The sequence below is a fragment of the Delftia sp. 11MD genome, assembly GCF_050907895.1.
Classification (GTDB): Bacteria; Pseudomonadota; Gammaproteobacteria; order Burkholderiales; family Burkholderiaceae_C; genus Comamonas; species Comamonas tsuruhatensis.
This window is the reverse complement of sequence record NZ_CP194333.1, coordinates 6,292,141-6,314,367: the sequence shown is the minus strand read 5'-3', so window position 1 is coordinate 6,314,367 and position 22,227 is coordinate 6,292,141. Positions and strand designations below refer to the sequence as shown.

General features: G+C 63.7%; 21 protein-coding genes and 4 pseudogenes. 7 read left to right on the top strand and 18 right to left on the bottom strand.

Annotated features, from left to right (window positions below):
• Positions 1–71 precede the first annotated feature (71 nt).
• The 4 genes from ACRSCF_RS28935 to ACRSCF_RS28920 all read left to right on the top strand — a co-directional run bounded on the left by ACRSCF_RS28935 (position 72) and on the right by ACRSCF_RS28920 (position 3,240).
• Complete coding sequence (locus ACRSCF_RS28935) at positions 72–389, top strand: ArsR/SmtB family transcription factor (protein ID WP_017404646.1); 318 nt, start codon at positions 72–74, stop codon at positions 387–389.
• Positions 390–414: 25 nt separating this feature from the next.
• Positions 415–945, top strand: a complete 531-nt coding sequence (locus tag ACRSCF_RS28930) for a rhodanese family protein (protein WP_016449844.1) — start codon at positions 415–417, stop codon at positions 943–945.
• Between the two features lie 101 nt (positions 946–1,046).
• Positions 1,047–2,429: an aminopeptidase P N-terminal domain-containing protein gene (locus tag ACRSCF_RS28925; protein ID WP_244387623.1), complete on the top strand. Its 1,383-nt coding sequence runs from the start codon at positions 1,047–1,049 to the stop codon at positions 2,427–2,429.
• The gene (locus ACRSCF_RS28920) at positions 2,422–3,240 is read left to right on the top strand and encodes an abortive infection protein (RefSeq protein ID WP_244387622.1); all 819 of its coding nucleotides are present in this window, start codon (positions 2,422–2,424) and stop codon (positions 3,238–3,240) included. Before ACRSCF_RS28925 ends, ACRSCF_RS28920 begins: the two co-directional genes overlap by 8 nt.
• Positions 3,241–3,279: 39 nt before the next feature.
• Here ACRSCF_RS28920 and ACRSCF_RS28915 read toward each other — a convergent pair whose 3' ends face one another.
• Entirely contained in the window at positions 3,280–4,551 is a 1,272-nt protein-coding gene (locus tag ACRSCF_RS28915) for a TIGR03118 family protein (protein WP_016452063.1), read from the bottom strand.
• A gap of 227 nt (positions 4,552–4,778) precedes the next feature.
• Here ACRSCF_RS28915 and istA point away from each other — a divergent pair, with 227 nt between their 5' ends.
• Both istA and istB read left to right on the top strand, forming a co-directional pair.
• Positions 4,779–6,305 carry an IS21 family transposase gene (gene istA / locus ACRSCF_RS28910; RefSeq protein ID WP_034366930.1) on the top strand — a complete coding sequence of 509 codons (1,527 nt, stop codon included), beginning with the start codon at positions 4,779–4,781 and terminating at the stop codon, positions 6,303–6,305.
• Positions 6,298–7,083 (top strand): IS21-like element helper ATPase IstB, encoded by a 786-nt coding sequence (gene istB, locus ACRSCF_RS28905; protein WP_024815605.1) that lies wholly within the window; start codon positions 6,298–6,300, stop codon positions 7,081–7,083. Before istA ends, istB begins: the two co-directional genes overlap by 8 nt.
• Positions 7,084–7,258: 175 nt before the next feature.
• Here the strand turns inward: istB and ACRSCF_RS28900 are convergent, their stop codons facing one another.
• The 13 genes and pseudogenes from ACRSCF_RS28900 to ACRSCF_RS28840 all read right to left on the bottom strand — a co-directional run bounded on the left by ACRSCF_RS28900 (position 7,259) and on the right by ACRSCF_RS28840 (position 16,152).
• A complete protein-coding gene (locus tag ACRSCF_RS28900; RefSeq protein ID WP_324622819.1) occupies positions 7,259–7,462 on the bottom strand; it encodes a hypothetical protein in 204 nt (67 codons plus the stop codon).
• 56 nt (positions 7,463–7,518) lie between these two features.
• Positions 7,519–8,472: pseudogene (locus ACRSCF_RS28895) on the bottom strand (ArsO family NAD(P)H-dependent flavin-containing monooxygenase); the annotation flags it as partial.
• A gap of 59 nt (positions 8,473–8,531) precedes the next feature.
• A pseudogene (gene tnpC, locus ACRSCF_RS28890) lies at positions 8,532–10,048 on the bottom strand (IS66 family transposase).
• A gap of 145 nt (positions 10,049–10,193) precedes the next feature.
• On the bottom strand, positions 10,194–10,535 hold the full coding sequence (gene tnpB, locus ACRSCF_RS28885; RefSeq protein WP_014386445.1) for an IS66 family insertion sequence element accessory protein TnpB: 342 nt from the start codon (positions 10,533–10,535) through the stop codon (positions 10,194–10,196).
• Positions 10,532–10,873, bottom strand: a complete 342-nt coding sequence (tnpA, locus tag ACRSCF_RS28880) for an IS66 family insertion sequence element accessory protein TnpA (protein ID WP_014386446.1) — start codon at positions 10,871–10,873, stop codon at positions 10,532–10,534. Before tnpA ends, tnpB begins: the two co-directional genes overlap by 4 nt.
• Positions 10,874–10,959: 86 nt before the next feature.
• Positions 10,960–11,079, bottom strand: a pseudogene (locus ACRSCF_RS28875) (FAD-dependent oxidoreductase); the annotation flags it as partial.
• A 20-nt stretch (positions 11,080–11,099) separates the two neighbouring features.
• Positions 11,100–12,296, bottom strand: a complete 1,197-nt coding sequence (locus tag ACRSCF_RS28870; RefSeq protein WP_034366909.1) for an MFS transporter — start codon at positions 12,294–12,296, stop codon at positions 11,100–11,102.
• A gap of 12 nt (positions 12,297–12,308) precedes the next feature.
• Positions 12,309–13,025, bottom strand: a complete 717-nt coding sequence (gene arsH / locus ACRSCF_RS28865; protein WP_034366914.1) for an arsenical resistance protein ArsH — start codon at positions 13,023–13,025, stop codon at positions 12,309–12,311.
• Positions 13,012–13,443 carry an arsenate reductase (glutaredoxin) gene (gene arsC, locus ACRSCF_RS28860; RefSeq protein ID WP_034366917.1) on the bottom strand — a complete coding sequence of 144 codons (432 nt, stop codon included), beginning with the start codon at positions 13,441–13,443 and terminating at the stop codon, positions 13,012–13,014. Before arsC ends, arsH begins: the two co-directional genes overlap by 14 nt.
• A gap of 25 nt (positions 13,444–13,468) precedes the next feature.
• Entirely contained in the window at positions 13,469–14,758 is a 1,290-nt protein-coding gene (locus tag ACRSCF_RS28855) for an arsenic transporter (protein ID WP_034366919.1), read from the bottom strand.
• Between the two features lie 51 nt (positions 14,759–14,809).
• Entirely contained in the window at positions 14,810–15,316 is a 507-nt protein-coding gene (locus ACRSCF_RS28850; protein ID WP_034366922.1) for an arsenate reductase ArsC, read from the bottom strand.
• Positions 15,317–15,322: 6 nt separating this feature from the next.
• Entirely contained in the window at positions 15,323–15,817 is a 495-nt protein-coding gene (locus ACRSCF_RS28845; protein ID WP_034366925.1) for an ArsI/CadI family heavy metal resistance metalloenzyme, read from the bottom strand.
• 11 nt (positions 15,818–15,828) lie between these two features.
• Positions 15,829–16,152 (bottom strand): ArsR/SmtB family transcription factor, encoded by a 324-nt coding sequence (locus ACRSCF_RS28840; protein WP_046986832.1) that lies wholly within the window; start codon positions 16,150–16,152, stop codon positions 15,829–15,831.
• Positions 16,153–16,934: 782 nt separating this feature from the next.
• Between ACRSCF_RS28840 and ACRSCF_RS28835 the strand changes: the two are divergent.
• A pseudogene (locus tag ACRSCF_RS28835) lies at positions 16,935–18,293 on the top strand (phage integrase family protein); the annotation flags it as partial.
• A 29-nt stretch (positions 18,294–18,322) separates the two neighbouring features.
• Here ACRSCF_RS28835 and ACRSCF_RS28830 read toward each other — a convergent pair.
• The 4 genes from ACRSCF_RS28830 to ACRSCF_RS28815 form a co-directional block, all read right to left on the bottom strand.
• A protein-coding gene (locus ACRSCF_RS28830; protein ID WP_089577556.1) for an IS3 family transposase occupies positions 18,323–19,470 on the bottom strand; the annotation gives its coding sequence in 2 pieces (ribosomal slippage) (positions 18,323–19,209 and positions 19,209–19,470; 1,149 coding nt in all).
• Positions 19,409–20,122, bottom strand: coding sequence for a PRC-barrel domain-containing protein (locus ACRSCF_RS28825; RefSeq protein ID WP_324622813.1), 714 nt, complete (start codon positions 20,120–20,122; stop codon positions 19,409–19,411). The genes ACRSCF_RS28830 and ACRSCF_RS28825 overlap by 62 nt, the downstream gene beginning before the upstream one ends.
• A gap of 18 nt (positions 20,123–20,140) precedes the next feature.
• On the bottom strand, positions 20,141–20,932 hold the full coding sequence (locus ACRSCF_RS28820) for a phosphodiesterase (RefSeq protein WP_017405781.1): 792 nt from the start codon (positions 20,930–20,932) through the stop codon (positions 20,141–20,143).
• A gap of 15 nt (positions 20,933–20,947) precedes the next feature.
• On the bottom strand, positions 20,948–22,210 hold the full coding sequence (locus ACRSCF_RS28815; RefSeq protein ID WP_017405782.1) for an ABC transporter substrate-binding protein: 1,263 nt from the start codon (positions 22,208–22,210) through the stop codon (positions 20,948–20,950).
• Between the last annotated feature and the right edge of the window lie 17 nt (positions 22,211–22,227).

Here is a 22,227-nt window from a genome sequence, read left to right as displayed (position 1 = left end):
CTTTGTCGATGGCTCCAGTGCAGCCTGCCGGCAAGTATATTAGAATTTGCTAAATTAGATTTTTCTTAATCATGAACCAACCCATCCTCTCCTCCGAACAGGCTTTCCTGCAGCAGGGTGCGGCGCGCGCCGCCGCCCTGCTGCGCGCCGTGGGCAACGAGAGGCGCCTGCTGGTGCTGTGCCTGCTGATCGAGCATGGCGAGCTGTCGGTGGGCGGGCTGCTGGAGCGTATCCCGCTGAGCCAGTCGGCCCTGTCCCAGCATCTGGCGCGCATGCGCGAGGAGGGCCTGGTCGCCTACCGCCGCGAGTCGCAGACCCTGTACTACCGCATCGCCGATCCCGATGCGCAAAAGCTGGTGGCGGCACTCAAGAGCATCTTCTGTCCCTGAAAACCCCCACCCCAGGAGTCGTCCCATGTCCCTTCCCCTCATCTCGGCCCAGGCCGCCCGCCAGTTGCAGGCGCAAGGCGCCTGGCTCATCGACATCCGCGCGCCCGACGAACATGCGCGCGAACGCATGGCAGGCGCCCGCAGCATGCCCATGGAGCGCCTGGGCGCCCAGGCCTGGGGCGATGCGCCGGCCGCCGTGGTCTTTCACTGCCGTTCCGGCAACCGCACGCGGCTCAACGCCCAGGCCCTGGCGGCTGCCTTGCCGCCCGGCTGTGTCGGCCATGTGCTCGACGGCGGCCTGGACGCCTGGAAGGCCGAAGGCCTGCCCGTGCTGCAAGACAGCCGCCAGCCGCTGGAGCTGCAGCGCCAGGTGCAACTGGGTGCGGGCGGGCTGGCTCTGCTGGGCGCCGTGCTCGGTGCCACGGTTTCACCGTGGTGGCACCTGCTTTCGGCCTTCGTGGGCTGCGGTCTGATCGTGGCGGGTGCCACCGGCTTTTGCGGACTGGCGCGCATGCTGATGAAGGCGCCCTGGAATCGGCGCGCCCTGGGGCAGTGACGGTGTCTGCGCTGAAGTCCACCTGACGCCGGCCGGCTGCCCCCCCTCCTTCCCCTGTTCCGGGGACTGTGGAGAACCCCGGACGGCAGTACGATAGCTGCATGACATCTGTTTATGCCCAACGCCGCGCACGCTTGGCCGCCCAGTTGGGCGCCGGCGGCATCGCCATCATTCCCACCGCTCCCGAGCGCCAGCGCAACCGGGACACCGGCTATCTGTACCGCCACGACAGCTATTTCTATTACCTGACCGGCTTTGCCGAGCCCAATGCCTGCCTGGTACTGGCCGCCGATGGCTCCAGCGTGCTGTTTTGCCAGCCCAAGGACCTGGAGCGCGAAATCTGGGACGGCATCCGCCTGGGCCCCGAGGCTGCCGTGGCCACGCTGGGCGTGAGCCAGGCGTTCTCCAGCGCCGAGATCGATACGCGCCTGCCCCGCCTGCTGGAGAACCGGGGCCGCCTCTGGTATCCGTTCGCCACGCATGAAGGGCTGGCCGTGCGCGTGGAAGGCTGGCTGGGCCAGGTGCGCGCACGGGTGCGCTTTGGCGCGCTGTGCCCGTCCGAGCAGGGCGACCTGTGCACGCTGCTGGACGAGATGCGCCTGGTCAAGGACGCCCACGAGCAGGACATCATGCGCCGCGCCGCCGCCATCAGCGCCCAGGCCCATATCCGCGCCATGCAGCGCTCGGCGCGCATGCTGCGCGCAGGCCAGGAAGTGCGTGAATACCACCTGGATGCCGAGCTGCTGCATGAATTCCGCCAGCAGGGCTCGCAGTACGTGGCCTACGGCTCCATCGTGGCCGCCGGCGCCAATGCCTGCGTGCTGCACTACCAGGCCGACAAGGCCCCCGTGCGCGCGGGCGAACTGGTGCTGATCGACGCCGGCTGCGAGCTCGACGGCTACGCCAGCGACATCACGCGCACCTTCCCCGCCGATGGCCGCTTCACCGGCCCGCAGCGCGCGCTCTACGAGCTGGTGCTGGAAAGCCAGAAGGCTGCCGTGGCGGCCACGCGGGCCGGCGCGCGCTTCAACGATCCGCACGACGCCACCGTGGCCGTGCTGGCGCAGGGCATGCTGGATCTGGGCCTGCTGGACAAAAAGGTCTATGGCAATGCCCAGGACGTGATCGAGCAGCGCGCCTTCTTCCAGTTCTACATGCACCGCACCGGCCACTGGCTGGGCATGGACGTGCATGACTGCGGCAGCTATGTGGAGCCTTCGGAGCTGGGCCAGTCGCACGAGCGCAAGGACCCGCTGTCGGGCGAGACCATCACCAACCGCCCCAGCCGCATCCTGCGTCCGGGAATGTGCACCACCATCGAGCCGGGCATCTACGTGCGCCCTGCGGCCGGCGTGCCCGAGCAGTTCCACAACATCGGCATCCGCATCGAGGACGATGCCATCGTCACCGAGACCGGCTGCGAGCTGATCACGCGCGGCGTGCCCGTGGAGCCCGACGAGATAGAAGCCTTGATGCGTGACTGACAACGCCAGCCTGCCCACCACCGGCCCCGTGTCCACTCTCATGCCCGCCCCATCGGCCTATGCCGCACCCGCACTGCCCCGGCTGAGCTGGCGCATCTTCACGGTGCTCTGGCTGCTGGGGCTGCCCGGCGTGGCGGCCATGGCCTGGTTCGTGCTGCCCGACTGGATGCGCATGCTGGGCCTGCCCGTGGAGCCGCTGGTCACGCCGCTCACCGGCATTGGCGTGATGGCCGCGCTGCTGGCCCTGCCCGTGGGCGTGGGCGTGTGGCTGGGGCCGCGGCTGGGCCTGTCCGCACCGCTGCTGACCACCTGGGTGGCCGGGCGTTCGCCCCAGCGCGCCGTGCGCTACCTCACGCTGCCGGGGCTGGCCGGTGGCGTGGTCGGCGCGGCCTGGCTGGTGACCCTGGCCCTGGCCTGGCCCGACGACCTGACCCTGATCGACCCCGTCTACGCCATGCCGCTGGGCGCCAAGATGCTGTACGCGGGCATCACGGCCGAGCTGGTGATGCGGCTGGGCGGCATGACGCTGGTGATGTGGCTGCTGTGGCGGCTGAGCGGACGCACAGACCGCCGCCCGGGATGGACGCTGGGCTGGTGGTCCGTCATGCTGTCGGCCATGCTGTGGGGCATGCTGCAGCTGGCCCTGGCCTGGAGCACCTGGGGCGGCCTGTCGGACGCGCTGGTGCTGCAGTTGCTGCTGTTCGAGGTCGTCCACGGCGCCGTGGGCGGCTTCCTGTTCTGGCGCTATGGCCTGGAGGCGGCCATGGTGGCCCATGCCATCACCTACCTGCTCTCGCACGGGCTGGTGTGAGGCCTGGCGTCTGCGCAATGACACCGCCAGGATGAAGCGTCACAGAAGCCTCAGCGAGCCGAACAGGCCCTCGGTTTCGTCCTCGGGGCCGGCGGCGAAGTAGAGCGCGTCGCTGTCGCCCAGGGCCACGCCGTTGCCGAACTGCAGGGCCCACAGGCCGGGGATGGCCACGGGGCGGTCCTGCGCGTCGCGCAGATCGTCCACATAGCGGCCCGTGGACAGGTCGAAGGCACAGATGCGGCCTGCTCCCCCGAAGTTGCCGACCAGCAGGTGCCCCGCCAGTGCGCCGAAGCCGTCAGGAGCGATGGCCACGCCCCAGGGCGCATTCAGGCGTCCATCGTCCTCATAGATGCGCAGCAGGCGGCCGTCGAGGTCGAACTCGGCCAGCCTGCCGCGCGCAGGCCGGTTGCCGCTGGCCGCTTCTGCGGCTGCGTCCAGCGCATCCTCCTCGCCGGCATGGAACGCCAGGGGATCGTCCGGGTCGGGCTGGCTGATCGCATAGAGCACGAACACGCGGTCGCGGCGGCCGTCGTTGACGACCTGGATGTTGAAGGGCACCGGATCACCGGGCCGGGCCTCGCCTGCCGCGCCTGATGCGAACGGGTTGGCGAAGCCCTGAGTGGGCACCAGTTGCCACTGCGCGTCCAGCGTGCGGATCTGGGGCCGGGCGCCGAAGTCGGCCATCCACACGCGGTCCCATCGGCCCGTGTGGATGGCGGCCCCGAAGAAAGCCATGCCCTGGTCGGCGCCATTGAACATTTCCACCGCAGGGCCGTCCACCCGGACGATGGCGCCCGTCTGCGCATCGCGCTCCGTCCAGGCGCTGACGCTGCCGCTGTCGGTCACGAAGACGAAGCGGGCCGAGCCCTCGAGCAGGCGTCCGGCGGCAGGCTGCTGCCGGACCCGCAGCAGCTGCGAGTCCAGGGGCGCACCGTTGTAGACCACGCCGGTGACTTTGCCGGCACTGTCATCGCCGGTCAGGGCATCGGAGCGCGGAACGGCCACTTCGCGCAGGCCGTCCTGGTGCAGGGCGCGCATCCCGGGATCGGCCGAGCGAGCCACGTCACCGATGAACTGCCAGGACGTGCCCCCGCCGCCAATCCAGAAATGGCCTCCCGCGCCGGCCGGGCGGATGGCGATGCCCCAGCCGTTGACGAAGCCGGGCTGCGTGAAGCGCGCGCCGTAGCGCGCATGGCTGGCGAGCAGGGGAGTCTGGACATAGCGGTTGGCGGCAACATCGCCACCCGCGCCGCAGGCGGTCAGCGCCGGGGAGGCCAGGGTGGTCAGAACAAAGCGTCTGCGGTCAAGCATGGTGGATTTCCTGGTGGCATGGCAAAGCTGTGGATGGACTGGCTGAGCATGCGAAACCAAGGGGAACCGTATGTTCTGGCTGCGGCCTGCGGGCCTGGTGGACCACAGGATGTTGACGCCGACCGAAAACTGAGCCACTTTTTGGTGTGATGCCGACCTAAAACTGAGCCAGGTGTTTTACCTACCCTGCTGTTTTGTGCAGCAAGGGAATGAAGAGGGTGATCACCATGGACATGATTGGCAAGATACGGCGGATGCATCGCCGGGACAAGAAGACGAAGCGGGAGATATCGAGGGCCACGGGTCTGTCGCGCAACACGGTGGCCAAGTGGCTGGACGAGGCGCAGCCGGTCGAGCCCAAGTACCGCCGGGAGGCGGCGAAGGCGACCAAGCTGTCGGCGCACGAGGCGGAGCTCAAGCAAGCCTTGAAGGCCGATGCCAAGCGGCCCAAGAAGGAGCGGCGCACGGCCAAGGCCTTGTTCACGCAGATCAAGGCAGCGGGCTACGAAGGTGGCTACACGCGGGTGACGGACTTCATCCGCAAGTGGCGCCAAGGTGAAGGCCAACAGGCGGCCTGCAAGGCCTTCGTGCCATTGACCTTCGAGCTTGGCGAGGCCTTCCAGTTCGACTGGAGCGAAGACGGCTTGCTGGTGGGCGGGGTGTACTACCGCATGCAGGTCTCGCACATGAAGCTGTGTGCCAGTGGGGCCTTCTGGCTGGTGGCCTACCCCAGCCAAGGCCACGAGATGCTGTTCGATGCGCACACCCGCAGCTTTGCAGCGCTGGGTGGCGTGGCACGCCGTGGCATCTACGACAACATGAAGACGGCGGTCGACAAAGTCAAGAAGGGCAAAGGCCGCGTGGTCAATGCGCGCTTTGCAGCCATGTGCGCGCACTATCTGTTCGACCCTGATTTTTGCAACCGTGCCAGCGGCTGGGAGAAGGGGCGCGTGGAGAAGGATGTGCAAGACAGCCGCCGTCGCATCTGGGTGGAGGCGGGGCAACGGCGCTTTGGCAGCTTTACCGAGCTCAATGCGTGGCTGGGCGAGCGCTGCCGGGCTCTGTGGCGAGAGCTGCGCCACCCGCAGCACAAAGCGTTCAGCATCGCCGAGATGCTGGAGCTGGAGCAAAGCCACCTGATGCCGATGCCGGTGGCCTTTGATGGCTATGTTGAGAATCCGGCCAAGGTGAGCAGCACCTGCCTGGTGACGGTGGCGCGCAACCGCTACTCGGTGCCCTGCGAATGGGCGGGGCAAATCGTCAGCACACACCTGTACCCGGCGCAGATCGTGGTGGTGGCCGGCGATGCTATGGTGGCCACGCACGAGCGCCTGAGCGATCGCAACCAGACCCGCTACGACTGGCAGCATTACGTGCCGCTGATCGAGCGCAAGCCGGGCGCGCTGCGCAACGGCGCGCCCTTTGCAGACCTGCCCGAGCCATTGCAGCGCATGCGCAAAGGCTTGCTGCACCAGGAGGGCGGCGACAGGGTGATGGCGCAGGTACTGGCCGAGGTGCCCAAGCAAGGGCTGGACGCCGTGCTGGTGGCGGTGGAGTTGGCCCTGGAGAGTGCGCCGCCATCGGGGCGGGTGAGCACCGAGCACGTCATCAACGTGCTCGGCCGCCTGCAAGCGCAGCCCCTGCCCGAGACGGTTGCGACCAACCTGCAAGTGAGCCAGACACCCCTGGCCGACACGGCGCGCTATGACAGCCTGCGCGCTGGCAGCGACATGCAGGAGGCCGATCATGCGTGAGCTGGACAAGGAGTTCAAAGAGCTGCGCCTGTACGGCATGGCCGGGGCCTGGGAGGACCTGGTCAAGCAAGGCGGCCACGCCACGCTGGAGAGCTCGCGCTGGCTGCTGGAGCACCTGCTGCAAGCGGAAGTCACGGACAGAGCCATGCGCTCAGTGAGCTACCAGATGCACACGGCGAAGTTCCCCGTGCACCGCGACCTGGCGGGCTTCGACTTCGAATGCTCGCCCGTGGACAAAAAGCTCATCGAGCAGTTGGCCAGCATGGCGTTCACCGAGCAGGCGCACAACGTGGTGCTGGTGGGTGGCCCCGGCACGGGCAAGACGCATCTGGCCACGGCCATCGGCGTGGCGGGCATCACGCGCCATGGCTCACGCGTGCGGTTTTACTCCACGGTGGACCTGGTCAACGCACTGGAGCAGGAGAAGGCCCAAGGCAAGGCAGGCCGCATCGCAGCGAGCTTGCAGCGCATGGACCTGGTCATCCTTGATGAGCTGGGCTACCTGCCCTTCAGCCAGGCAGGCGGCGCCTTGCTGTTCCACCTGCTGAGCAAGCTCTACGAGCAGACCAGCGTGATGATCACCACTAACCTGGACTTCAAGGAATGGTCCAGCGTGTTCGGCGACGCCAAGATGACCACGGCACTGCTGGATCGACTCACGCACCACTGCCACATCGTCGAGACGGGCAACGAGTCCCACAGGTTCATGCACAGCACAGCCGTGGCCAAGAAACGCATCAAGGCACGCGAACAGGCCAAGAAGGCTGAGCCGTTCTGAGCGGTTCAAGGGCAAGCCGCTACGGGCTTCGCCCTGCGCGGCTTACCCTCAACGGACGACCACCGAGCTCGATCACCAAGGAGACCAAAACCGACCCAAGGCACTACACTTATCCACAGCCGACCTTCACAGGTTGGCCATTAGCCCTGGCTCAAAATTCAATCGGCACGGTGGCTCAATTTTGAATCGGCGCCAACACCACAGAGCGCTCCTGGGGCAACTCGGCAGCGATCTCCGTTACATCAGCGCTCCCTAGTTGCATCACGCGCTTGAGCACTGCAATCCGGGCAGGCTCGCAAAGCGCCTTGAAAAAGCTGCTTTCCAAGGACCCGATGGCGGCGTCAATGGCATGCGTGCGGTTGAGAGGCGAGGTAGTCATGTGCCGAATAATACGTGTATTTACATGCACATGTAAACCGACGCACCCAGCGGTGCCTACGCTGGCACTTGGGCAGCAAGGTACTGGTCAATCTCGGTTGCAGTGGAGCGCGCGGTGCGCATGACACCTATGAGAGTGGCAGATGCGGGCCCGGTCCATTCGCCGTAGCCGACCAGCCAGAGGCCTGGCACATCGCGCGCACGTGTCCCGTCTACGGTGACTTTGTTATCGGCCACCACGCCAAGAGACTCCAGATGTTGGAGTGCGGGCTTAAACCCGGTACACCACAAGATGGCGTCAAACGTGCGGCTGGTGCCGTCCGCCCACTGTGCGCCTTCAGCTGTCAGCCTCCCAAATGCTCCTACGGCATGAAGCACGCCACGTGCGCGGGCATCCACGACAGGGGGTACCATGACGACATCACCAAATCCCCCTGGCAAGTCTGTCGGGTCACGGCCTTCTTGGATTGCCAGCCACCGTGCAGTTGCGCGTTCAAAGAGTACTCTTCCATCCACATCGTCTGCCAGAAAGGCAGGCGGGCTCAAGGTGGCCCAGGTAGTGGACGCAGCAACCTGCGAAACCTCGGCCAAGATCTGCGCACCCGAGTTGCCACCGCCGACCACCATGACTCGCAGTCCTTGAAATGCGCTGGGCGATACGTAATGTGCGGAGTGAACCTGGAGACCGCCAAACGTGGACCGACCTTCGAGTTCCGGAATAAACGGGTTGCGCCAAGTCCCTGTGGCACTCACCACCACGCGCGCATCCCACGACCGGTCACCTGCCTTTACGGCAAATCCGTGGTCTCTACGCTCCACCGCCGTCACCAGCACAGGCCGCTGTACCGAGAGGTTGTAGCGGGCTTCGTACTGCCGCAGGTAGCAAATAACCTGGTTGCGGCTTGGGTACTGCTCCCCGGAGCTAGGCATGGGCCAGCCAGCAATGGAGCTCCAATTTGCAGGAGAGAACAGGCGCAGAGAGTCCCAGCCATGCTGCCAGGCTCCTCCACCGTAAGCGTTCCGCGAACGACACCCTTGCGCCGTCGATGACGGCGTGTTGAAGGATGGTTCTACGCGGCGGCGGCGAGCGCCGCGTTTGGCACGGCGATGTCGGTGGCAGGCCGCCAGTTGTGCGGCAGCAGCTGCGCGAGGTCGCGCTGCTTGAGCGTGGGCAGACGCTCGAAGACGTCCTTGAGGTAGGCCCAGGGATCGTGCCCGTTTAGTTTGGCCGACTCGATCAGGCTCATGACCACGCCAGCGCGCTCGCCGGCCTGCTGCGAGCCTACAAAAAGCCAATTCTTGCGGCCAACGCACAGCGGGCGCACCGCGTTCTCCGCCGCGTTGTTGTCGATTGGGACGTCGCCGTCGTCCAGGTAGCGCGTGAGCGCGCGCCAATTGCTCAGCGAATAATCGATCGCCTTGGCCGTCACGTCGGCATTGGCCAGCTTCTGGCGCTGCCCGGTCAGCCAGAGGTGCAGGGCCTGGACGATGGGCCTGGAGCGTTGCTGGCGCAGCAGCCACCGTGCCTGGGGTTCGAGTTCGCGCGCCTCGCGCTCGACCTCGTACAGCTTTGCGATCAGCGCCACCGCCTGGCCGGCGATCTGGCTGGCGTTGAACTCGTGCGCCTCGAACAGCTTGCGCCGCGCGTGGGCCCAGCATAGTGCGGCGCTGACGCCTTGCGCCTGAAGCCCAAAATAGCCGCTGTAATCGTCGCTGACCAGCGTGCCGCCGAAGCCTCGCAGCACGCGCCGCGGATGTTCGCCGGCGCGGCTGGCGGTGAAGTCGAACAGCACCGCGCGCTGGGCCACGAAGTTGGTCGTGCGGTAGACCCAGACGTAGGCCCGTTTGGTCTTGCCGCGCCCCGGCGCCAGCAGCGACACCGGCGTCTCGTCGGCGTGGATCACACCGTGGCTGAGGATGAAGCCCTTCAGTGCATCGGCCAGCGGTGCCAGACGCACCCGCAGATGCCGATCCACTGGGCCATGCTCGAGCGCGGGATGTGCACGCCAGAGCGCGCGTAGATCTCTTCCTGCCGGTACAGCGGCAAGTGATCGTCGTGCTTGGCCACCACCACCTGCGCGAGCAGGCCCGGCGCGGGGATGCCTTTGTCGATGATCTGCGCGGGCATCGGCGCGGCCTGGATCGTCTGGCAGCACGTGCAGGCGTACTTGCCGCGGATATGGCGCAGCACGAAGAATTGGGCCGGCACGCAATCGAGCTGCTCGCTGACTTCTTGGCCGATGCGCTTGAAGGGCTGGCCGCACTCGCAGTGGGTCTGCTCGATCTCGTGATGGTGATCGATGCGCGGCAGGCTCGCCGGCAGCGCCTGGCGCACCGCCTGGCCTTTGGCCCGGGGTGGCGCTACCGGTGGCTTCTGGTCTTGCTGGGCGGCGCGGTCTTCCAGCGCCGTGTCGGCCAGGATCTGATCGAACAGCACCGCCTGCGTGCTCGTCTCCAGGCTCTCGCTGGAGGAGCCGAAGCGCCAGCGCTTCAGCCGCGCGATCTCGAAGTTCAGCGCCTCGATCCTGGTTTGCTTGAACTTCAGCTCGCCTTGCATGCGCCCGATCACATCGCGCAGCTCCTGCATCGAATCCAGTGCGCCCGGCGCATCGATCGTGTGGGTGTCCGGGCCTTCGAGCATGGCCGCCATCATGCCTCGCGCGCGCGTGCGCGCGAGGCATGACTTTCTCCAATAGACAAACGCGCAAATCCCGACCTCGAATCGAGCGCATTCAGACCACCGTGATCGACTGCGGCTGCGCGCTGCCCAGGCGCTGCCACGGCAGGCCCGCGACGAGCCAGTCGAACTGCTCGCGCGTGAGTTGAAGTGACCCCGTGTCCTGGCGCGGCCAGGCGAAGCTGCCCGCTTGCAGCCGCCGGGTGCACAGCCACATGCCCGCGCCGTCGTAGACCAGCACCTTGAGCCGGTCGGCGCGGCGGTTGGCAAACACGTAGGCGTGGTGGGCTTGCGCGCCCAGCGCGAAGCCGCGCACCACTTGGGCCAACAGCGTGTCGATGCCCCCGCGCAGGTCGGCCGCGCCAAGCGCCAGCCAGATGACGTCGATGCGAATCATCGGCCGAACTCCCGCAGCAGCGAAGCGAGTTCACGCGTGTGCGCCAGCGGCCAATGCAGATCGAGCCGGGTGCCTCCCACGTTCAATTCGACGCGCACCGATGTCGATGCGGCACCAGGCGCCACGCGGGCGGCCACGAAGCCGCTCGGCCTGGCGGCTGGCGAGGGCTCAGGGCTGACGCCGTCGAGCCGCGCCTGCCAGCGCCGCGCATGTGCGCACCAGCTTTGCAGCGTTCCCGCTGGCACCCCGTTGGCCTCGGCCCATACCTGCGCCTTCTGGCCAGAGGCACGATACGCCGCCACTTGCTCCAGGCACCGTTCCATCTGCTGTCGATCCATGTCCACCTCGTCTCGTTCGTTGATTGCGAAGACCCGAGGTTCGCAGCTTCAACGGTGAGATGAAAGATGGGTTCGCGGAACGCTTACCCTCCACCTGCATCCTCGGCGTCCAAGATCAGCACTGAGCGGTTTGTGCGCCTCAGGAAGTAGGCAACGGACAGTGCAGCCTGGCCTCCTCCAACAATGATCACGTCATACAGTGTCACGCTCACATCGACCTCCAAATTCATTGCGCACTGGCAGTGCGGTGCTGAATGCGCATGGCCCACAGCGCAAAGAACGCGGTGATGCCGAGCATTGAGGAAAGCCACAATGCTCCCAGCGCCCAATGGGATACAGCCATTCCGAAGAGAAACGGGGACCCCGCCTGCACGATGCGCGCGGGCACCATCAACCAGCCTTGCCGCTGTCCATAGCCCTGTGCACCAAACACCTTGAGCGGCAACGTGCCCACGGCAATCGTCAAAATTCCGTTCCCAAGCCCGTGCAAGACTGCAAACAGACTCACTGCAGGCGCTCCAATCAGATACAGACACAGTGCTGCAGCGGGATGCGCCAAGATGGCCAGCTTGGCAGACAGCAGAGGGTGGGCGTTTTTCAAGAACCCGTATTCCACCAACCGCCCCGCCACCTGCGCGGGCCCCACCAGCGCAGCGGCTCCGATGGCAACGCCAATTGCTGCTCCAGTCGTCTGCAGAAGCTGCGGCAGGTGCGCCGCCATCGCCGTGCTGATGAACCACGAAACCGCAAACACATAGGCCATCAGATAGGCTGTGGATCTGTGAGGCTTGCCAGCTGCGCTTGAATGCTCGTGGGGGCTGGCCGCAGGTTGTTCATCACCTTGTCCCGGTTCAGCTACTGCAGCAGCTGCGCGCGGCAGCAACAGGTTGAGCGGAAGCCCCAAAAGAAGGTGTAGCAGTGCCCACGCCAGACATGCCTCACGCCAGCCAAACTCATGCGCGAGATAGCTGGAAAGCGGCCAGCCTACAGTACTGGCGAAGCCGGCAAACAGCGTGATGCCAGTGATGGCACGCCTCGCGTCCTGACCATACAGGCGAACGACAGTGGCAAAGGCGGCTTCGTACAGGCCGCTGCCCATGGCTATGCCCATGACGGCCCAGGCCAGGAACACATGGCTGGCCTGCGTGGCTAGACTAAGGATCACCAGTCCAGCAGCGAACACCAGGTTGCTGGCGACCAATACTGGACGGCCACCGAAGCGGTCAATGAACCGTCCTGCAATGGGTCCCATGGCAGCGGAAACCAATAGGGCCACCGAGAAGGCCGCGAATACCGTGGAGTACGCCATGCCGACCGCACTGCTGATCGGCTCCGCTAAAACAGCAGGAAGGTAGTACGACGAAGCCCACGACAGCGTTTGGGCCACGCCCAGCATGGCAGTGATCCGGATGCGGCGTTGCATCGTCTCGGCGCTTTAGATGCTTCGCTGATTAACGCGTTGCGAGAGTGCTTGTGCAGACTCACGTCGCTCGCTGTAGCGGTCCACAAGGTAATCTGCGCTGTCGCGGGTCAGCAGCGTGAACTTGACCAGCTCTTCCATCACATCGACCACCCGCTCATAGTAGGCAGAGGGCTTCATGCGGCCGGCTTCATCGAACTCCAAGAATGCCTTGGCCACCGACGACTGGTTGGGGATGGTGATCAGACGCATCCAGCGTCCCAGCACGCGCATCTGGTTGAGTGCGTTGAATGACTGCGAACCCCCACTGACCTGCATCACCGCCAGGGTCTTGCCTTGGGTCGGCCGCACAGCGCCCACGGCCAGCGGAATCCAGTCAATCTGGGCTTTGAGGATGCTGGTCATTGCGCCATGGCGCTCGGGTGAAGTCCACACCATGCCTTCGGACCACTGAACCAGATCGCGCAGCTCCTGGACCTTGGGATGGCTCTCCGGCGCATCGTCTGGCAGCGGCAGCCCACGTGGATCGAAGATCCGAGGCTCTGCCCCTAGTTTGCGAAGCAGTCGAGCAGCTTCCTCCGTCAGCAGTCGGCTGTAGGAGCGCTCACGGGCCGATCCATAAAGCAGCAAGATGCGAGGTGCATGCGTAGCGCGCTGGGCAGGCAGCAACCGATTCAGGTCCGCAGTCTCGAAGGACTGTTCGTCGAGGTTGGGTAAATCAGTGCTTTGCAACACGTTGTCCTTTCGCGTCGATGACGGCCTCTCCGTCTTCTTTGGTGAATGCACCCAACTGAGGGCGGGGCAAGATGTCCAGCACGGCCTCAGACGGCCGGCACAGACGAGTACCCAGCGGCGTCACCACGATGGGTCGATTGATCAGAATTGGATGCTCAAGCATGAAGTCGATCAGCTGCTGGTCGGTCCACTTGGGATCGCTCAGACCGAGTTCATCGAACGGCGTGCCTTTTTGCCTCAGGACCTCGCGCACCGGCACGCCCATTTCGGCCAGCAAGCGCTCCAATGTGGGCCGATCAGGAGGCGTCTTGAGGTATTCGATGACCGTGGGCTCTTCGCCGCTGTTGCGGATCAAAGCCAGTACGTTGCGGGAGGTGCCGCAGGCGGGGTTGTGATAGATGGTGATAGTGCTCATACCGGCTCCAGGACAGAGGGTGTGTTCAGGCAAAGATGCTCAGGCGCAATGCCAGGGCAGCCAAAGTGGCAAGCAGTACGGGTACGGTCAGCACCGAGCCAACCTTGAAGTAGTAGCCCCAGCTGATCGTGGTGCCCTTCTTTGCCAGCACATGCAGCCACAGCAGCGTGGCCAAGCTACCGATGGGGGTGATCTTGGGACCCAGGTCACAACCGATTACGTTGGCATAGACCATCGCCTCTTTAACGATGCCGCTGGCACTGGAGGCGTCGATGGACAAAGCGCCCACCAGCACTGTTGGCATGTTGTTCATTACGGATGACAGCAAGGCAGACAGCAGTCCCGTGCCAATGGCTGCGCCCCATACACCGCCATGTGCAAAACGCTCCAGCATCGCAGCCAGATAGTCCGTCAGGCCTGCATTGCGCAGCCCGTAGACCACCAGATACATGCCCAGCGAGAAGATCACGATCTGCCAGGGGGCACCATGCAGCACCTTCTTGGTACTGATGACCGACCCACGGCCTGCCACGGCCAGCAAGATGACCGCGCCCGCTGCCGCCACGGCGCTCACAGGCACTCCCAATGGCTCCAGGCCAAAGAAGCCAATCAGCAGCAACGCAAGTACTACCCAGCCAGCGCGGAATGTAGCTGGGTCTTTGATGGCATCGGCTGGGCGCTTGAGCTGGCCAAGGTCGTAGGAGGCTGGAATATCCCGGCGAAAGAACAGCATCAGCATGGCCAAGCTGGCGAGCACCGAGACCATATTGACCGGCACCATGACAGAGGCGTACTCGTTGAAGCCGATCTTGAAGAAGTCGGCAGAGACGATGTTGACCAAGTTGGAGACGATCAGCGGCAGGCTGGCCGTGTCCGCAATGAAGCCTGCCGCCATCACAAAAGCCAAGGTCGTTGCCGGCGAAAAGCCCAGCGCCACGAGCATGGCCATGACGATGGGAGTGAGGATCAGCGCGGCCCCATCGTTGGCGAACAGTGCCGACACGGCGGCGCCCAGCAGCACGATAAAGGCAAACAGCTTGGAGCCTTTGCCGCCGCCCCAACGCGCGAAGTGCAGCGCTGCCCACTCGAAGAACCCGGCCTCATCCAGCAGCAAGCTGATGATGATCACAGCGACAAAGGTTGCGGTGGCGTTCCAGACGATGTGCCATACCACGGGAATGTCGGCCAGATGCACCACCCCCAGCAGCAAAGCGATACCGGCCCCCAGAGAGGCACTCCATCCGATTCCCAGGCCTCGTGGTTGCCAGATGACCAAAACCAGGGTGAAAAAAAAGATCAGTACAGCCGAAAGCATCGTGATGGAGACCGTGGGTAAGTGATGGGCGTGCGTTGGTGAGGCAGTGGATCAGTGCGCGGACAGCTCGCGGGCCGTGCCCTGCAGTCGTGCTTTCTCCAGCTTGTCTGCGGGCAGATTCACCAGCAGCTCCAGACGGCGGCGAATCATGTGCATGGTCTGGCGGAAAGCTTCGAGCTTGGCGCCGTCATCAGCATCGCTTTCAGAAGGATCGGGGTAGCCCCAGTGCGCAGTAGCGGGGTGTCCGGGCCAGATGGGGCAGACTTCGCCTGCGGCGTTGTCGCAGACGGTGATGATCAGATCCATCTTCGGCGCATCGGCCACGGCAAACTCGTCCCAGCTCTTGCTGCGCAGGCCCTCTACGGACACGCCTGCGCGTTGCAGCACTTGCAAGCCCAGAGGGTTGGGCTGCTGGTTGGCTCGTGGGCTGCTTCCAGCCGAATAGGCCTTAAAGCGCCCCTGGCCCATATCGTTGAGCAAGGCTTCCGCCAGGATGCTGCGCGCCGAGTTGTGGGTGCACAGAAACAGAACATTCAAGGGTGTTGTAGTGTTAGTCATAAAGCCTCAGCAGCAAGACTTGGAGTTGGAAGTTTTGGAGTGGGGTGCACAGCATGAAGACGCCGTGGTTGTCGCCGCTGCGGCAGGACTGCAGCAGGCGCTGAACTTGGGCGCCGTCTGCGCCGCTTCATTGAACACAGGGATGTTTTCAAGGGAATGAAAGTGCTCCCAGGCGATGCCTTGGGGGTCGGTGATCCAGTGCTTGTCGCTGCGGGCGTAGCAGCAGGTGGTAGTGCCCTCATCCAGCAGTGCCATGTCAGCAGACTCGGCGCGCGCCTTGAGCTCTGCCAGTTCCACTGCTTCATCCACCTGGAAGCCAAGATGGTCCAGCCCAGGCTTGTTGCCCCGGGTCGAGATGGCGAAGTTCACCCGGGGTTCATCGAGCATCCACTTGGCGTAATCGGTTTCCACGCGGGCAGGTTCTGCGCCAAAGAGCTGGGAGTAGAAGGTGATGTTCTTGGCCAGATCATCAACATGCATGTGGACGTGGAAGCGTTTCATCGTGTGCTCCGTTAGCAGTTGCAGGTAGAGGCATCTGCCGGGGTGCACACAGCGCCCTGGCAGCAGTTTTCGGTGAGGTAGGCCAAGAGGTCGGTCATCGCAGGGAACGCAGCCCGGTACAGCACGTTGCGCCCCTGACGTTCCTGGCTGACCAGCTCAGCATGGGACAACTCTTTGAGATGGAAGGACAGTGCATTGGGAGCGATGCCCAACTGCTCGGCCAAGACACTGGGTGTCAGCCCGTCGGGGCCTGCGACCACCAGGGCGCGAAAAACGCGCAGGCGGGCTTCATGGGCCAGGGCGGAGAGGGAGCGGATGACTTGGGCTTCTTGCATTTATCAATAATACATCAACTGTTGAATAAATGAATTGATTTGAGAGTGTGACATCAGCGGATGACTGCTTATTGCCGACAGCTGTCTTTGCGCGAGCGCAAGCCGTTTCCGTCCCGACTGCCGCACCCAAGGGCCGTAGGCGTCTTGTATAGGCATGGCTGTAGTCGTTGGCGTGGCGCATGCTAGGCTTCCTGCGGGTTCGTCACTCGGCCTCGAATTCGAGGACCCAAACGATGCTCGTCCCTCATCACGTCAGGACGGCAGAGCACCTGAAAATCTGACCTTCGCTCCTCATCCGCGTACGACCTAGCCAAGCCACCTTGCAGGACTAGCTCTTCATTGGGGCAAGACGGTGGAGCTTTTTCACCCTTGACCCCGCAGAGATCACCGGCCGAGGCTGCGCTCCTCGTTCGCACCCGACTCAGCCCAGTCACCCTGCACGGTTGGCTCAGCGTGGGTGCGCTCAACCGGAGGGCTTGGGACGGTCTCGATGCAACGTGAATACCCAGGCCGGAGGGCTGCCTGGTGTTTCATCTCGAACCTTCCGCCCTAAGTTCTGTGTGCGCCAGCGGGCCGCTTGTCGCGTGCTGGCCAGCCTGGCTGCGCTTCGCAAAAACTCAAGATCAGTGGCGTAAAAGCTTATGTGCAGTGTCGTTCCGCATGTCTACCGGTTGCCTGCGGCTTGGAGGGGAGGTATGTGGCATGGAGGTGGACGTTATGATTGAGCTATTGCGATAACTATTCTTATCAAAATAGCTTCTTGCTTTTCGTAAACTGGCAGGATGAAAAGTACTCAGGCCACCTTGATGCCTCTTGCGCAAAGCGCAGCGGACTTCCCAAGCACCGATGAGCTGGCTGCTTTGCGTGCTTGGTATGAGGGCCTGCAGGCGCGTGCTGCGGTATCGAAGTACCTCGGGCACAACAAGGCTGATGGCCAGTCTTCTCGCGCCATGCTCGGGGCGATCCGCAGTAAGTTGGCTGCGTATGCAAAAGTGCGTCAGCGCCAAGACCTGGCCAGCGTGTTCGAGCACTCCGCCCAGGAGCGACACCATCGTCGTCGTGCGGTCCTTGCCACGATTGAAACCTTGCGTCATCTGCCGGCGCCTGAGCCGTCTGTGACGGACGAAGTGGAGCGCTGGCTTCCAACTCGCGCCGCTAACGCGCTGCGGAAGCATGGACTCAGAACGTTGGCAGACCTCACCGTCCGCGTACCCCGCCGCCGCCGCTGGTGGACTGTTGTGCCTGGCCTTGGGGCTACGAATGCCAAGGTGATAGAGAAGTTCTTTGCGGCTTATCCGTTGTTGACAGAGCAGGCGAGGGCGCTGCTACCAGAGCAGTTCGTACAAGATGTCGTGCCGTGGGAGCGCCTGGCTGTGCCGGCTGAGCTCGATGGCTCGCGTGGTGCCTTCAGGGCTCCAAAGGCGACCTGCACGCTCAGCGCAAGCACCGACTACCAAGCGATCCAATCATGGTTGTCTCTTCATGAATCAGAGTCGACGCAACGAGCTTACAAAAAGGAGGCAGAGCGACTCTTGTTGTGGGCTGTACTTGAGCGTCGCAAGCCACTTTCTTCATTGACTGCGGATGATGCGATCGCGTACCGAGGATTTCTACGCCGCCCGGCTCCAGCCATCCGGTGGATTGGTCCTGCAAGGCCCCGTACTGCCAATGACTGGAAGCCCTTTGCTGGGTCGCTGTCGCCTCGTTCGGTCGGCTACTCGCTGTCTGTGATTGGAGCCATGTTTCGCTGGTTGATCCAGCAGCGCTATACCCTGGCCAACCCTTTCGCAGGAGTCAAAGTTCGTGGCGCATCTCGAACCGAACCTTCAGCCGCCTCAAGAGTGTTCAGTGAAGGGGAGTGGGCCTTGATCCAGGCTGCCGCACAAGGTCTGGAATGGCGCAACGGTTGGACAGCTCCTGCAGCACAACGCTTGCAATTTGTACTCAGCTTCAGCTTCGGCACGGGACTGCGTATCGGGGAAATGGTCAGTGCAAAGCTTGGTCAGATCGAAGTTGATGGTCGGGGAGACCATTGGCTCCATGTGATGGGAAAGGGCGGTAAGGCGGGCAAGGTTGCACTGCCGCCGTTGGCGCGTTCGGCGCTAGAGCGGTACTTGGCCTACAGGCAGTTGCCTCTGACTGGGCTGCTGCCGGTCTCGTTGACACCGACCTAAGCTTCTTGAGCTTGCTCGAACTGTACGGGACTGAGATATCCGAGCGTCGAATGCCGACGCGTCGGGTTGTAGAAGCACTCGATGTAATCGAACACATCTGAGCGGGCCTGCCCTCGTGTCCTGTACACCTTACGGGCCGTGCGCTCGGTCTTCAGAGAACTGAAGAAGCTCTCCATGGCCGAGTTGTCCCAGACCTCACCAGCCCGACTCATACTGCAAGTGATGCCCTGTTCGTCCAGCAGCCTCTGGAAGTGCTCGCTTGTGTATTGGCTACCCTGGTCCGAGTGGTGCAGCAGTGCCACTGGCCTGCCCCGGCGCCACACAGCCATCATCAGCGCGTCCACCACGAGCTGCGAGGTCATGCTCTCCTGCATCGACCAGCCCACGATTCGACGGGAGTACAGGTCCAGTACCGCAGCTACGTAAAGCCAGCCTTCTGCCGTCCAGATATAGGTGAAGTCGGCCACCCATTTCTGGTTCGGACCATCTGCCTGGAACTGACGGTCCAGCACGTTGTCAGCCACAGCACCACGCGCGCCACGGTCCTTGGGTAGTCCACGCCTTCGCGGTCTCGCACGCAGCGCCTGCTCCCGCATGAGCCGCTCAATACGATGCAGCCCACAGGTCTGGCCTTGCTCCAGCACGTCGTGCCACACACGGCGTGCGCCGTAGGTGCGGTCGCTGCGTACAAAGCTCTGATGCACTTGCGCACCCAGCACCTCGTCGCTGAGGCTACGCCGGCTCCTGGGTCGTGTGAGCCAGGCGTAGAAGCCGCCTCGCGAGACACCGAGCGCCTCGCACATCAGATTGACCGGCCAGGCCCCTCGGTGTTTCGCCACGAAGCCGAACTTCACATCGACTCCTTCGCGAAGTAGGCCGCGGCTTTTTTCAATATGTCGCGCTCCATCTTGAGCTTGGCCACTTCCTTGTGCAGCCGTGCTATCTCAGCATCCTGCGCCTTTTGTTTGCCGTTGCCAGGGAACGCCTCCTGAGGCTCCTGCCTCAGCTCACGCACCCACTTGCGCAGCACGTTCTCGTGAACGTCCAAGTCTTTGGCCGCCTGGGCCACAGACACGCCACGCTCAACGACCAGTTTGACCGCCTCGAGTTTGAACTCGCGACTGAATGTCCTTCTTCTCTCCATTAACCACCTCCGGTTTCATCTGCCACCTTAACAAGGTGTCATCGAAACCGGCAGCAGCCCACATCTCCTGCTTCGCCGAAGCGATGCCGCGATCGGCCTCTGCCACGAACCGGTCGCGTCGGGTGGTATCACTCGCGTAGTTGAAGGGCGCCAACGCCTTCAGTGCCTCCTTGGTGGCGCCCGGCATCACGATCTTGCCGGCCTCGTCGCGAATCTGCGCGATCGGCACGGCCACGTCGTGCTGTCCCAGGCCCACGAACCCACCCGCACCGATGATGACGTACGACACGTTGCGCTCGGGGTCGATGATCAGGTCTTGCACCTTTCCGATCTTGGTGCCTGCATCGTTGTAGACCGTCTTGCCGAGAATCCCCTTCTTCACGCTCCATCCAAGTGCGAGGTGATCGGTCTCGGTGATGGTGACACCGATGGTGGTCGTGGAACCTGCGACCTGGGCGGTAGCGGCGGTCAGTGTCGTGAGCATGCCGGCAATGCCGAGCGCTGCGAACAGGAGAGTTTTCTTCATGGACTTCTTTCGTTGGTTGAGATGCTTCAACGCGGTTTTACAAAGCCATGAAGCGTGGGTCTGTGCGCTGGCGCACTGCAACGTCCAAGGCGCCAGCTTCGGTTGCTGGCCGTTGACGCTGAGCATGCCGGCCCTGTATTTGGGCTATGCGCCCAACCAGAATCGCTCGCTGCGATCGAGAAAGTCATGCAGGTGCACGAGCACCGAATCCTCGTCGAGCAGCACGACGCCGTACTGTGGCGGCTCGAAGCTGCCCGGGATGTCTTCCGATTCCCGAAGGTGCAGCGCCACCTGGTGGTTGGTTCCGCGCAATGTCGAGAACGGGATGCCGCGCCAGCTGCCCGAGATGGGGCGATGAATGTGGCCGAAGAACAAGTGCTTGACGCGGTGCTCGTGGCCCTTCAACGCCGTCAGCAACCATTCGTTGTCGACCAGGCCGATCCGGTCCATGACCGGGATGCCGAGGTGGAAGGCCGGATGATGCATGAACAGCAGCACCGGCGAATCGCCCTCCGCCAGACGCTGAGAAAGCCAGTTCGCCCGCTGCTCGCAGAAGACGCCGGAATGCGTTCCCGGTTCGTTGGTGTCGAGAAACAGCGCTCTGAACTTGCCGACGGCTTTTTCGTACTGGACGAACCCGTTGTTGTCCACGCCCACCTCTGGGAAGCGTTCCCGGAAATTGGGCCGGCTGTCGTGGTTGCCGAGAATCAGATGAACGGGCATCGGCAGCCGCGCACATTGCTCCGACAGTTGGCGGTAGGCGTCCGCGTGCCCGACATGTGCGAGGTCGCCCGTGATCACGCAGAACGATGCGTCCGCGTGCTCGGCGATCACGCTGTCGATGCAGCGCTCGAACCGTTTGCCGGGGTCATGCCCGTAGAGGGCACGACCCTGCTCGACAAGATGGATGTCCGTGATGTGGATGAACTTGAGCATGGTCGTGCCTGGCGATCAGCGCGGCAGCAGTGCCTGGACCGCCTTGCTCATGTCGGTGAGGGCGACGGCGGGCTGCACCTCTTGCGAGACCACGGTCTGCAGATGATCCTTGATCACATCGGTGATCTTCAAGCCGTTGTCACCCGGAAACGCATACCAGCCCGTGAGAACCGGCATCTGCGCGATGGCGGTCAAGTGATTGGGGTTCGCCTGGTAGAAGGGCGCAAGGAGCTTCGGGTCGTTCGCCGGCAGCGTGTTGGCCGGGAAGTAGCCGGTCGCCTTCACCATGGTCGTCGCACCCAGCGGGCCGGTGGCGAACTTGATGTATTCCCAGGCAGCGGCCTGCTTGGCAGAATCCTTGGAAAACATCATCGCTGCATTGCCGCCGGCCGGCAGGCGGCCGTCCTTGGCCACGGGCATGCGGGCGGTGCGAATCTCGAACTTGCCGCCGACCTGCTTCGTGATGCTGCCCAGGCGCGCCGTGGTCGTCGCCAGTACCGCGAGCTTGCCGCTCACGAAGTCCTGCCAGGCGGCCGAATAGGCGATGTTGCGCATCTCGCCTTGCTTGACGAGCTGCTCGAGGGTTTGAATGGCAGCCTTGCCTGCGGGGCCGTCGAATGCCACCTTCTTCTCGTCGGCGGTCAACATGGTGCCGCCGTTGCTGAAGACCAGCGCCTGCCACATCCAGTTGCCGGTGATGTCCCACTCGACGTGCAGGCTGTCCGTGCCGGGGGTTGCCGATTTCGACTTCTTGGCCGCATTCATGATGGCTTCCCAGGTCGTCGGGAAGCGATCGGGCTCCACGCCCGCCTTGCGCATCAGGTCGGCGTTGTAGTAGATGACGGGTGTGGACAGCGCAAAGCCGATGCCAACCTGCTGACCCTTGACCTGCCCCAGTGACAGCAGCGCCTGGTCGTAGCCCATCCCGGCCCAGCCTTTCTCTGCCTTGATGAAGGGTGTGAGGTCGACGGCGAGCCCGCGGTCGGCAAACACGCGCTGACGATTGAGGCCCTGATAGGACACGTCGGGCAGCTGGCCCGTCACGGCCTGGCGCAAGACCTGTTGCGCGGAGACCTCGTAGTCGGAGTTGGGCGCGCGGAACGTGACCTTGTACTGGGGGAACTTCGCCATGAAGTCTCTCGCGATCGATTCATGGACCTCCTTGAAAAGATCGGCGTAGGCGTAGTCGACGACGATCTCGGTCGGTTGCTGAGCCTGTGCCAGGCCTGCGGCCATCAACATGGTCAGGGCGGCGGTTTTTTTGAACAGTTGTTTCATTGCTTGATTCCTTGCGG